At 65.9% G+C, this 12,030-nt stretch carries 12 protein-coding genes; 9 read left to right on the top strand and 3 right to left on the bottom strand.

Features of this window, described 5'->3' with window-relative positions; translation table 11 throughout:
- Positions 1-6: 6 nt before the first annotated feature.
- Complete coding sequence (locus AC1DOX_RS11940) at positions 7-699, bottom strand: aspartate/glutamate racemase family protein (RefSeq protein WP_441618825.1); 693 nt, start codon at positions 697-699, stop codon at positions 7-9.
- Positions 700-783: 84 nt separating this feature from the next.
- Here AC1DOX_RS11940 and AC1DOX_RS11935 point away from each other — a divergent pair, with 84 nt between their 5' ends.
- On the top strand, positions 784-2,463 hold the full coding sequence (locus AC1DOX_RS11935) for a diguanylate cyclase (RefSeq protein ID WP_441618823.1): 1,680 nt from the start codon (positions 784-786) through the stop codon (positions 2,461-2,463).
- A gap of 24 nt (positions 2,464-2,487) precedes the next feature.
- On the opposite strand, the gene AC1DOX_RS11930 is transcribed toward AC1DOX_RS11935, so the two are convergent.
- The gene (locus AC1DOX_RS11930) at positions 2,488-2,982 is read right to left on the bottom strand and encodes a hypothetical protein (protein WP_441618983.1); all 495 of its coding nucleotides are present in this window, start codon (positions 2,980-2,982) and stop codon (positions 2,488-2,490) included.
- A gap of 425 nt (positions 2,983-3,407) precedes the next feature.
- Between AC1DOX_RS11930 and AC1DOX_RS11925 the strand changes: the two genes are divergently transcribed.
- The 6 genes from AC1DOX_RS11925 to AC1DOX_RS11900 all read left to right on the top strand — a co-directional run bounded on the left by AC1DOX_RS11925 (position 3,408) and on the right by AC1DOX_RS11900 (position 9,690).
- Positions 3,408-4,376 carry a Bug family tripartite tricarboxylate transporter substrate binding protein gene (locus tag AC1DOX_RS11925; RefSeq protein ID WP_441618821.1) on the top strand — a complete coding sequence of 323 codons (969 nt, stop codon included), beginning with the start codon at positions 3,408-3,410 and terminating at the stop codon, positions 4,374-4,376.
- A 238-nt stretch (positions 4,377-4,614) separates the two neighbouring features.
- On the top strand, positions 4,615-5,088 hold the full coding sequence (locus tag AC1DOX_RS11920) for a tripartite tricarboxylate transporter TctB family protein (RefSeq protein WP_092138417.1): 474 nt from the start codon (positions 4,615-4,617) through the stop codon (positions 5,086-5,088).
- Between the two features lie 27 nt (positions 5,089-5,115).
- The gene (locus AC1DOX_RS11915) at positions 5,116-6,630 is read left to right on the top strand and encodes a tripartite tricarboxylate transporter permease (RefSeq protein ID WP_092138416.1); all 1,515 of its coding nucleotides are present in this window, start codon (positions 5,116-5,118) and stop codon (positions 6,628-6,630) included.
- Positions 6,631-6,765: 135 nt separating this feature from the next.
- A complete protein-coding gene (locus AC1DOX_RS11910) occupies positions 6,766-7,182 on the top strand; it encodes a PaaI family thioesterase (RefSeq protein WP_441618818.1) in 417 nt (138 codons plus the stop codon).
- Between the two features lie 35 nt (positions 7,183-7,217).
- The gene (locus tag AC1DOX_RS11905) at positions 7,218-8,135 is read left to right on the top strand and encodes a patatin-like phospholipase family protein (RefSeq protein WP_441618816.1); all 918 of its coding nucleotides are present in this window, start codon (positions 7,218-7,220) and stop codon (positions 8,133-8,135) included.
- A 70-nt stretch (positions 8,136-8,205) separates the two neighbouring features.
- Positions 8,206-9,690 (top strand): dihydrolipoyl dehydrogenase family protein, encoded by a 1,485-nt coding sequence (locus AC1DOX_RS11900; protein ID WP_441618814.1) that lies wholly within the window; start codon positions 8,206-8,208, stop codon positions 9,688-9,690.
- Positions 9,691-9,864: 174 nt separating this feature from the next.
- Here AC1DOX_RS11900 and priC read toward each other — a convergent pair whose 3' ends face one another.
- Positions 9,865-10,116, bottom strand: coding sequence for a primosomal replication protein PriC (priC, locus tag AC1DOX_RS11895; protein WP_092138412.1), 252 nt, complete (start codon positions 10,114-10,116; stop codon positions 9,865-9,867).
- On the opposite strand from priC, the gene AC1DOX_RS11890 reads away from it, so the two are divergent.
- Entirely contained in the window at positions 10,115-10,444 is a 330-nt protein-coding gene (locus tag AC1DOX_RS11890; RefSeq protein WP_441618811.1) for a hypothetical protein, read from the top strand. The genes priC and AC1DOX_RS11890 overlap by 2 nt on opposite strands.
- Before the next feature lie 232 nt (positions 10,445-10,676).
- Positions 10,677-11,999: a tyrosine-type recombinase/integrase gene (locus AC1DOX_RS11885; protein WP_477114034.1), complete on the top strand. Its 1,323-nt coding sequence runs from the start codon at positions 10,677-10,679 to the stop codon at positions 11,997-11,999.
- The last annotated feature ends 31 nt before the right edge of the window (positions 12,000-12,030 follow it).

Raw genomic sequence — 12,030 nt, 5'->3', positions numbered from 1 at the left:
TGCGTCCTACGGCTGCGCGGCGCGGCGCAATGCCGCGCGGGCCAGCAACCGTGTGGAGTCCAGCGTCGGCAATGGCGAATTCCCATCATTGATGATGAGCGGGATTTCGGTGCAACCGAGCACTACCGCGTCGCAACCGTCGTCGCGCAGTTTGCTGATCACTCGCTGGAAGATCTCCACTCCCGCCGGCGTGGCGATGCCCGGCACCAGTTCCTCCATGATCACGCGATGGATGGCGTCGCGGTCCGCCACCGACGGCCGCACGTGCCACAGCCCGCGTGCCTCCAGCTTTTCCGGATAGACATCGCTGTCCACCAGCCAGCGCGTGCCTGTGATGCCGATGCATTGGAAGCCACGCGCCAGCGCCTCATCCGCGACCACCTCCGCGATATGGAGCCAGGGCAATGGCGAGCGCGGGAGCACCAGATCCATCACGGCATGAATCGTGTTGTCCGGGCAGACCAGGAAGTCGGCGCCGGTGCGCGCCAGCTTGTCCGCCGAGCGCAGCATCAGGTCCGCCACGCCCAACCGGTCGCCCCGGTCCAGGCAGTCGACATACGCCGCCAGCGACGGCGTGTGCAGGGTGATCTCCGGATGCGCGTGCGGGCCCATCCATTCCGCCCCTTCCATGCAGATCGTGCGATAGCAAAGCGCGGCGCCTTCGGCGGAGCACGCCACGATGCCAATGTGCTGCGGCATGACTTGTCTTCCACGGTGTCAACGAACGGCCATGATCGCACGATCATGTGCCGCTTTGGCAGGCGGGCGAGGCTGCACTACACAGTGCCGACGGATGCAGCCAGCCGCCACAAACTCATTGCATTTCCCGCGCAAGCGGACCTGCCTGGAGACTACGGCGCGCGGGACCTGTTCCTGTTGCGCGAAGGCGTACTGACCAGTCGCCAGCATGACCTCACCTTGCGTGCGCTGGGCGTGGAGGCGGTGCTGGCCGCCGAGCGGTACAAACTGACCTTCGTGCGCGATTACGCGCAGCAACAGATCACCATCCAGGAAAGCGCGGCGGCCAGGCCACCCGACGCGGCAATCGAAGCCGCGTACGCCGCGCGCAATCAGCCCGTGTGGCAATTGGCCGTGCCCAATGCAGACTCGTCCATCATTGGCGTGTCCGCGCAACTGTTGTCTGGCCTCGAGGGCTTCGAGCGGCGCGACGCGGACTTGCGCGCCGATCTCTACGCGGCCCGCCAGCTCAGCCATGTGCTCGGCCTGAACCAGCGTAACGACGCCACCGCCGGCGCGGTCACCTTTATCTCGAGCAACGGGTTCTACGTCACCTTCCCGCCGCTGGCTGCCGACAAGGCGCCGGCGCTGCTGCGACGCCTCAACGGCATGCCGTATTACCGAGACCTCCTGCCCGATCGCAACCCGAACCATGAACTGCGGTGGTCGTCCGTCTATACGCAATTCGAAAGCACGCAGCAGCGCACCACCGTGAGCGTGCCGATCTACGTCGACAATCGATTTCGCGGCGTGGTGGCGGTGGACTTGTCGCTGTGGCAGCTGCGTACGCTGCTGGGCACGCCCGACGACGCCGATGCCACGCGCTACATGCTGGATCGCAAGGGCAAGCTGATGGCGGCAAGCGCCAACGAAACGATCCGGGATCTCCGCTGGCCCGACGCCTTGGGCGATAAATGGAAGCACCTGACCCTGGCGGAACTGTTCTCGGCGCGTTCCGGCGTGCGCCAGTCGGGCGGCGAGTACCTGTTGTTCCAGACTGGCGGCGACGGCAACTGGATGCTGCTGGACACGCTCAAGTCCGACGACCTGAATCGCGCCGTGCTGGCGCGCATGAGCCAGCCGCTGCTGATGCTGGTCACCATCCGCGTGGTGACGCTGCTGTTCGACCACTACATGGCGTTGGGCGAAAAGCTCCAGCAACTGGCCGAGCGCGACCCGCTGACCAACCTGGCCAATCGCCGGCATTTCAGCGAATTGTTCCGGCGGGAGTCCGCGCGCCGTCACCGCGAAGGCCATCCGCTGGCGACGCTGATGCTGGATATCGACTACTTCAAGCGCGTGAACGATCGCTGGGGACATGCCAGCGGCGACCGCGTGCTGCAGCGGCTGGCAACGACCGTGAAAGAGAATTTGCGCGCGGAGGATACGCCGGCGCGACTGGGTGGAGAGGAATTCGCGGTACTGCTGCCCGGCGCAACGCTGGCCGAGGCGACGGCCACGGCCGAGCGGCTGCGTGCGGCGATCGCCGCCATCGCGGTGGAACCTGCACCGGACGCGCCACCCCAGGAAGGCGGTGACGGCCGGATTCACTTCACGATTTCGATCGGCGTCGCGGAAGCCGGGATCGATGGCAGCACGACACTTGACGCCATGCTGGCCACGGCCGACCGCCGCCTCTATGCCGCCAAGGCAGCGGGACGCAATCGGGTGTGCGCATCGGATGCGCCTGCCGGCAGTGTTGCGGCACCGACAGTCCGGGGATGACGCAGTGCACGCCGCTCCTCCGGTTCAGCGCAACAGAAAGGCGATGTCCTCGACCGTGATCACGGAAACCGGAATGCCCTTGCGACGCTGGAACAGGATGTGCTGCTGGACGCGGCTGCGTTGCTCGGCAAACAGCGCCGGGTCGATCTGCACGCCGTTACGCGCGTAATGCTGCACCAGCAGCTTGTACGCGCGATGCCGGACCTGCAGCGTCTCGTTCTCCGCGCGCAGGCGCTGCCATTCGGCGGGGCTCAGGTCCAGCGTGTGATTGAGTTCGTCGACGGTGCGCGTGTGCAGGTCGCGGTAAAGATCGCGCTCGGCCTCGGCGCGGTGCAGCTCGTCGCGTAGCGCCATGATCTTGTGTTGCAGCTTGAGCGTCTGCCCCACTGCCGCCTGCATGCCCTTGGCGGCTTCCAGCGCCTGGCTGGCCGCGGCCATCGTGCTTTTCCACAGGCCGCGGTCGGCCCCCCCCTCGAGCTCCGGCGGCCAGCCGTCCGACACCTTGACCGTTGTTTCCATGTTGACCCCTGATGACACCCATTTGGCCTGCCGCACTTGTTGCCGCTTCTGTTGCAGCTTCCATTGCGCGGAGGTTTTTTTGTCGTTCATGTTGCGCCGTTCTGTGCGGCAGGCAACTGAGGACAATCCTAGTGATATGTGTATCGGTCGCCAAGTCAAAGATGTTTAGATCAGCCTTCGCGGCACCCGACTGTGGCAAAAACCATCCACCATGCTGCCCGGCATTTGCGTAGGATGGATGACGACCGCGCGTCTCGGATGCAGACAAAGCAGACAACATCACGTAAACCCCATGCGGTTTGCTGTCGCTTTGACAGGCTTTTGACAGTTTGGGCCACCTAGAATCCTGCCCATGGCCGCCACTGCCTCTTGCGCGCATGCGCGGCCGCATTTGCACAACATTCCAATAAAGACAGGAGACCGCGATGCCTCGCACGCTTGCCCGCTTTGCCCATGTCGTCCTCGCCTCGGCCACGGTGGCCGCCGCAGTGGTTGCCGCACCGGCCTACGCGGTGGACAACCTCAAGGTGATGATCGGCGCCAACCCCGGCGGCGGCTACGACCAGACCGGCCGTACGATCGGTGCGGCGATGATCGCGGCGGGTACGGCCAAGAGCGCGTCCTATGACAACAAGGGCGGCGCCGGCGGCACCATCGGCCTGACGCAGTTCGTCAACAGCGACAAGGGCAATCCCAACGCGCTGGTCGTGACGGGCGCCGTGATGGTGGGTGCCATCGAGACCAACCACCCGCCCGTGACGCTGAAGAACGCCACGCCGGTCGCCCGCCTGTTCGCCGACACCATGGTGATTACCGTGGCTTCCAGCTCGCCGCTGAAGTCCATCAAGGACCTGACCGCGCAGCTCAAGGCCAACCCGGGCAGCGTGAGCTGGGGCGGCGGTTCCAAAGGTTCCATCGACCACATCCTGGCCGGCCTGATTGCCAAGGACATCGGCGTGGATCCGAAGAAGATCAACTACGTGCCGTTCCAGGGCGGTGGTGAAGCGTCGGCCTCGATTCTCGGCGGCCACGTGACCGTCGGCATCGCCGGTGTTTCCGAATTCCTGCCGTTCATCAAGAGCGGCAAGATGCGCGCACTGGCCGTGACGTCGAAGGACCGCACCGCCGATATCCCGACGCTGAAGGAGCAAGGCGTCAATGTGGAGATCTACAACTGGCGCGGTGTGTACGGCGCGCCGGGCATTACGCCTGAACAGCGCAAGGCCCTGATCGACGCCGTGGTCAAGGGCACCGAGAACCAGGTGTGGAAGGACGCGCTGCAGAAGAACGACTGGACGCCGTTCCTGCTGACCGGCGACGAGTTCGGCAAGTTCGTCGATGCCGAATCGGCCCGCCTGGGCAGCACGCTGCGCGAACTGGGCGTCGCCAAGTAAGCGAGCGTCGCCGTGCCGGGCGTGGTGGCCCTCGGCGCCACCGGCCTGGCCGACCTTGTTGTCGCGGAAGTTTGTATCACCCTGCTGTTCCCGCCCGGACCGCTGGCGATTGCCGGCTGTCCGGAGGACGGCACGGGGCCCGGTGCCGCCATCACCTGCGCAGCACCTCAAAACTAAACCTATAACGTCACCGGGCCCCGTGACCATGCGGGAAGCAGGACCCTCCGAGAGCCCCATCATGAAACCATCCCACGTCTCCATCGGCATTGCCATCCTGGCGGTGTCCGCCTTTTTCCTTGCCGGCCTGCCGGGCATCTCGGGCGAGGAAGGCTATGCCGGCCTGTCGCCGCGCTTCGTGCCTACGCTGGTGGCCATCGGCCTGGCGGTCTGCGGCGCGCTGCTGACCTGGCAAGGCGTGCGCGGCGGGTTCCGCAACATGCCGGAGGAAGATGCCGAACTGCCATCGGCTCCGCACAACTTCAAGGGTTTCCTGTGGGTGGCGCTGGGCCTGGTGCTGAACATGGCGCTGATCGGCACGCTGGGCTTCGTGTTCTCGTCGACGCTGATGATGGTCTGCGTCGCGCGAGGCTATGGCAGCCGCCGCATCGTGCGCGACACGCTGATCGGTCTCGTGCTCACGGTGCCGATGTGGGCGCTGTTTGATTTCTTGCTCGGCATCAACCTGCCGCTGCTGCCGGTTGCCGGCTTCTGAGCCCGCACCCCAACGGGAGGAACTGACATGGATACCCTGAACCAGCTGATGCACGGCTTTGCCGTGGCCATCACGCCGATAAACCTGATGTGGGCCCTGGTGGGCTGCTTCCTGGGCACCGCCATCGGCGTGCTGCCCGGCATTGGCCCGGCGCTGACCGTCGCGATGCTGCTGCCGCTGACCGCCAAGGTGGAGCCCACTGCCGCGCTGATCATGTTTGCCGGCATCTACTACGGTGCGATGTATGGCGGATCGACGACGTCGATCCTGATGAATACGCCCGGTGAATCGTCGACCATGGTCACAGCCATGGAAGGCAACCTGATGGCCAAGAATGGTCGCGCGGGCCCCGCGCTGGCGACGGCCGCGATCGGCTCGTTCGTGGCCGGCACGATTGCCACGGTGTTGCTGTCGATGTTCGCGCCGGTGGCCGCGGACGTGGCGCTGCAGTTCGGCCCGGGCGAGTATTTCATGATCATGCTGCTGGCCTTCACCACGGTGTCCGCCGTGCTGGGGTCGTCGCTGCTGCGCGGCATGACCAGCCTGTTCCTGGGCCTGGGTATCGGCCTGATCGGCATGGATTCGCTGTCCGGCCAGACCCGCTACTCGATGAACGTCCAGGAGCTGTATGACGGCGTGGACATCGTCGTCGTGGCCGTGGGCCTGTTCGCCGTGGGCGAGGCGCTGTTCAACGCGTTCTTCCCGCAACCGGACGGCACGTTCAACAAGCTGAGCTCGGTCCACATGAACAAGTCGGACTGGAAGCGTTCGGTGCCGGCCTGGCTGCGTGGCACGCTGATCGGCTTCCCGTTCGGCCTGATTCCGGCGGGCGGCGCGGAGATCCCGACCTTCCTGTCGTATGCGACGGAGAAGAAGCTGTCGAACCACAAGGAAGAGTTCGGCAAGGTGGGCGCGATCGAAGGCGTGGCAGGCCCGGAGGCCGCCAACAACGCCGCGGTCACTGCCACGCTGGCCCCGCTGCTGACGCTGGGCATCCCGACCTCGAACACCACCGCGATCCTGCTGGCCGCGTTCCAGAACTACAACCTGCAGCCGGGCCCGATGTTGTTCCAGACCTCGGGCGACCTGGTGTGGGGCTTGCTGGCATCGCTGTATATCGGCAACGTGATGCTGCTGGTGCTGAACCTGCCCGCGATTGGCCTGTGGGTGCGCATGCTGCGCGTGCCCACCCCGCTGCTGTACGGCGGCATCCTGATCTTCGCCGGCCTGGGCGCGTACGGCATCCGCCAGTCGTGGTTCGACCTGCTGCTGTTGTTCCTGATCGGCCTGCTGGGCATGGCGATGCGCCGCTTCGACTTCCCGACCGCGCCGGTGATCGTCGGCCTGATCCTGGGGCCGATGGCCGAGAAGCAGCTGCGCAATGCGCTGTCGATCGGTCAGGGCGACTGGAGCCTGTTCATCAAGCAGCCGATCTCCGCCACGATCCTGGCGCTGACGGTGGCCGTGGTGGTGGTCCCGCGCCTGCTGCGCTGGCACGCCACCCGGTCCAGCGCGCGCGTCGAGGCCGACAACGCCGCATAACCGACGGCGCATGCGGGGGGCCGGCGCCCCCTGTATCATTGGCGCAAACATCGCGCCGCGCCGGAGGAGACCAAAGCGCCGCCCGCAGCCTTCGCTGCCGGTGGCGGCCCGCGTGGCCATGCCGACAGGATCGCCATGCCCGAGTCCATCCTTACGCTTGCCGACGTCGACGCCACGCTGGAGCGGGTCCTTGCCCCGTGGGTGCGCCAGCTCGGCCTGCGCGCCGAGGCTGCCGATGCCGGCGGCGTGACGCTGCGCCTGCCTTTCAGCGAAAGCTTCCGCCATGCCGGCGGCGTGGTGTGCGGACAAGTCCTGATGTCCGCAGCCGATACGGCAATGATCGTCGCCATCTCCAGTGCGTTGGGCGAATTCCGCCCGATGACCACGGTCAGCCTCACTACCAACTTCATGCGGCCCGTCATCGACGGGGATGTGCTGGTGCGTGCCAATGTGCTGCGCCTGGGCAAGACCGTGGTGTTCGGTGAAATCGAACTGACCGGCAAGGATGGCAAGCTCGCGGTGCAGGCCACCACCACTTACGCGCTGCTCTGATTGTCCACGCGCGGACACCATTCCCCTTCCCGATCATGACCATTGGCGGTACGCCGACCTCCCCTTCCCTGGCGCAGCCCTTCGACCAGATCGTCTTTGCCGGCGGTGGCAACCGCTGCTGGTGGCAGGCGGGATGGTGGGACACCGTGGCGCCCGAGCTGGGGCTGCGGCCGCGCGTGATCGCGGCGATCTCGGCCGGTGCCGCCACCGCGTGCATGGTCTATGCCCATGACTCGCACCAGACCATGGCGTACTACCGGTCGATCCTGGCCGACAACACACGCAATGCCTACTGGGGCAATCTGTGGCGGCGCGAGCGCGTGTTCCCGCACTACGGCATCTACCGCAATGCCTTGCTGTCGCTGTTCGGCGATAACCGGCTTGCGCGCCTGCAGCAGGCGCCCGAGATCCGCATCGGGGTGGCGCACATTCCGCCGTGGAGTGGCCCGCGCCTGGCCGTGGCGGCCGGGCTGCTGGCGTACAACATCGACAAGCACATCCTGAAGACGCTGCATCCGCGGCTGGGGCGCAAGCTCGGATTCCGGCCGGAGTTCGTGCTGGCCCAGGATTGCCGCTCGCCGGAAGACCTGGCGGACCTGCTGCTGCAATCGGCCTCCACGCCGCCGTTCACGCCTGTGCTCAAGCGTGGCGGCCGTGCCGTGCTCGATGGCGGGCTGGTGGACAACGTGCCCGTTGATGCGCTGGATGCCGCGCCGGGCAATGTGCTGGTGCTGGTGACGCGGCTGTACCCGCGCCCGCGCCGTTTTGCGCTGGACGTGGGCGGCCAGCGCCGCCTGTATCTGCAACCTTCGCAACGTGTGCCGATCTCCAGCTGGGACTACACCCGGCCCGAGGGGATGACGCACGCCTACGATCTCGGACGTCGCGATGGGGAAGCCTTCCTGCGCGACTGGCCAGAGATTCGTGACAAGGAATTGTTGCCGGCGTCATAGGCAGTTGCGCCCTGATGGCGCCGGTCGGTCTGTTGAGTGCGGCTACGCGCCGCGTATCAAGGAGGCATGGATGACTAAGCGCCAGGCAACACCCGAGATCGCCACCCCGACACCGGCGAAGGAGCGCCGCCGCGCGCGCGAGATCAGCGCGGAGCCCGCCGTGGAAAACGTGCCGCGCCGCAAGCGCGCGGGCAAGCCGCCCAAGGCACGGGAAGCGGATTTCGTCGTTATCGGCGCGGGCTCCGGCGGCGTGGCCGCGGCACGGCGCGCCGCATCGCATGGCGCACGCGTGATCCTGGTGGAGCGTGGCGCGATCGGTGGCACCTGCGTCAACCGTGGCTGCGTGCCAAAGAAGATGTTGTCCTACGGGGCCACGTGGGCGGCGATTCTGTCGGGCTGCCTGTCGCATACCGGCGGCAAGGAGGACTGGCGTGACGCCATCGTGCGCGTCAATGCGGAAGTCGCGCGGCTCAATGCGTCTTACACCCAGCGGCTGGCTGAGGCCGGCGTGGAGATTCTGCACGGCGAGGCCCGGCTGGCCGCGCCGACGGAGATCGTCATCGGCAACGAGATCGTGCATGCGCGCAAGACGCTGATCGCCACCGGCGCCCGTCCGCGCGCGCTGCCCGTGCCGGGCGGGGAGCTTGCGGGTACGTCGGATGACGTGTTCACGTGGCAGACCGTGCCGGCATCGATCGCCGTGATCGGTGGCGGATACATCGCCGTGGAATTGGCGTCGATCCTGTCCCGCTATGGAGTCAAGGTGGACCTGCTGGTGCGCGAGGACTGGCTGCTCCCGCGCTTCGATCACGATATCTCGCGTTCGCTGGCGGAGGCGCTAGCCGCCACGGGCATCCGGCTGCATTTCAATACCGACGTGACGTTGCTCTCGCAGACCAACGGCGCGGTGGAAGTCTGTTACCGGCAGGACAGCCATCCGGGGCGTACGCAGACCGTGCGTGCCCAGGCGGTGCTGGCCGCAATCGGTCGTGAAGCGAACGTTCACGGGCTGGGCCTGGAGGAGATCGGGGTGAAGATGGGGCCGAAGGGTGGCATCCGCGTCGACCGTCAGTTTCGGAGTTCGGAACGTTCGCTGTACGCGATTGGCGATTGCATGGCCGAGAACATCCACCTGACGCCGGTGGCGATTGCGCAGGGCCGATGGGTGGCGGATCGGCTGTTCGGCAAGCGTGGAGACATCGCCGATTTCGATTTTGTGCCGACGGCGGTGTTTTGCGAGCCGGCGATCGGCGCGGTCGGACTGACAGAGGCGCAGGCCATCGAGGCCGCCGGCGGCAAGGCGGATCGTATTCGCACGGAAATCAAGCGCTTTGTGTCGCTGGAGAACCGCTTCGGCGGCAACGCGCAGACGTCGATGTTCAAGCTGGTGTTGAACGCGCGCAGCGGGCGGGTGCTGGGCGCGCACCTGATGGATAACGCGGCGCCGGAGATCGTTCAGACGCTGGCGGTGGCGTTGAGGCTGGGGTTGAAGACGTCGCACCTGAAATCGACGCTGCCGCTGCATCCCACGGTGGCCGAGGAATTGTTCGGATGATAGGGACGCAAGGGAATCTTGAAGACCCCCAGGGCCATGAGGCGCCCATAAGACATCGCGAGGCCTTGGGTGGTTGAGGGTGCGGGTTCTTGTGGCTTTGAGGGCTTTGAGATCGGGAGGGCAATCGTTCGACCGTTAAGGCCGCGTGGCCGCAGTCATTGTCACGTCAGGCAATCACGCCAGGCGCGGGGATCGTCTGGATCGCAGCGAGACCGGCCGGACCTGTTGCAAGGCGCGCAGGGAGGCCAACGCATCCTCGATGGCTTCCATGCCGTCGTGCAGACGCGCGCAGGCATAGGCAAGTTTGGTCTGGGCATCTGCGTCGGTGGCACTGAGCTGCTCGAGCGCGTCCAGTTCGGCCTGAATCTGGCCGATGAGCCGACGCAGCTGCGCGGTGCTGTGGGAGGCAAGGGAGCGCAGGGCCATGGCAGTCTCCAGCATGAACATCACGGTACGTGTCTCTACGGTAGAACACCCGCAGAGCCAATTCCAATGCCGTTACGTGCGCTCACACGCGGCGGCCATCATGGCCGTGCGGACCACGCCGATGGCCTGCCGCGGGCGTGCTGCCATGGGTTCAGGATTTGAAATTCTTGCAATGCGCGGACTGCGCGGGACGAGAGCCAGGGTGCACGAAAACATGCGGTGGCTTTGGGATCGAGCGGCGGAAAAACAGGCGGAAGAACGAGCAGGAAAACGGACGCAAAAACGCGCAGCAAAACAAAAAGGCCAACCGCGAACGGTTGGCCTTTGAATTCTGGTGGCCTGGGACGGAATCGAACCGCCGACACAAGGATTTTCAATCCTCGCAAAGAGATGTTTATGGATGTTGGCGCACATCGACGAAGCGAAAATACTCTTTGAAAAACAACTACATAATCAAACATGCGTGATACGCCGCATTGACGAAAGTTGATCGGCATGCCCAAAATTCGCTTACATGGTGTGTTACATGGAAGCGGTCCGACTTACGACGGAGGGGCATCATGGCGCGGGTCAAACTAACGGCGGGGCGTATCGCTGACTTCGCGTGCGAAGCCGGCAAGGCGCAGTCCTTCCTGTGGGACAAGGACGTGCTCGAACTGGGCTTGCGGGCGACCGCCGGCGGCGCCAAGGCCTACATCTTCCAGAGCAAGCTGCACGGCAAGAGCCTGCGCATGACGCTGGGCGAGCCGCGTACCTGGAGCCTGGAGGACGCACAGAAGGAAGCGCGCCGGCTGCAACGGCTGATCGACGAGGGCAAGGACCCCCGTCAGGTGAAGGCCGACGCGCTCGCCGCCGATCAGGCCGCACGCGACGCGCGGTTGGCCGTCGAAGCCGAGGCGCTTGCCCGACAACGGCGCGAGGCGGTGACGCTGGCCGACGCATGGGGTGACTACGTGCGCGAGCGCGCGCCGCACTGGTCCGAGTTGCATCTGCGCGACCATCAGCGCCTGATTCAGGCCGGGGGCAAGAAGCGGAAGCGCAGCGCAAAGCTGACCGTACCGGGGCCGCTCGCGGCGCTGGCGGCCGTCCGACTGGTTGACCTGACGCCGGCGCGCGTCGAGGCATGGGCGAAGCAGGAAGGCAGGACGCGCCCGACCAGCGCCCGCCTCGCCCTGCGCCTGCTGAAGGCTTGCCTGTTCTGGTGCGCGACGCAGCCTGCCTACAAGGCGGTCGTACTCACCGATGCCGCGCAAAGCCGGAAGGCGCGGGAGAGTCTTGGCAAACCCAAGACCAAGGACGACGTGCTGCAGCGTGAACAGCTTTCGGCGTGGTTCGCGGCCGTACGGCAGGTCGGCAACCCGGTCATCCGTGCCTACCTGCAGGCGCTGCTGCTGACCGGCGCGCGTCGCGAGGAACTGGCCGCGCTGCGTTGGGAAGACGTGGACTTTCAGTGGCAGAGCCTTAGGCTGAACGACAAGGTCAAGGACTTCCGCATGGTGCCGCTGACCCCCTACGTCGCAAGCCTGCTTTCCACCTTGCCCCGGCGCAGTGCGTGGGTGTTTGCCAGCGCGACGGCCGCGTCGGGGCGCCTGACGGAGCCGAGCATCGCGCACCGCAAGGCATGCGCCGTCGCGGGGCTCGAAGTGTCCCTGCATGGATTGCGGCGCAGCTTTGCCACCCTCAGCGAATGGACCGAGATGCCCGCCGGCGTCGCCGCGCAGATTCAGGGGCACGCGCCGCAAGGCGTGCGCGAGCAGAATTACATCCGCCGCTCGCTCGATTTTCTGCGCAAGTGGCACACGACGCTGGAGGCGTGGTTGCTCGAAGAGGCCGGTATCGTGTTCGACCCCGGGCAGGCGCGACCGGTGCTCAAGGCCGTCTAAACGGCTCGTGGCTTGGTCCAGGCAGGGTTTG

It is taken from the genome of Cupriavidus sp. 01L415 (assembly GCF_056400065.1).
Note: the sequence above shows the minus strand (reverse complement) of the source record. Positions and strands in the feature narration are given on the sequence as shown.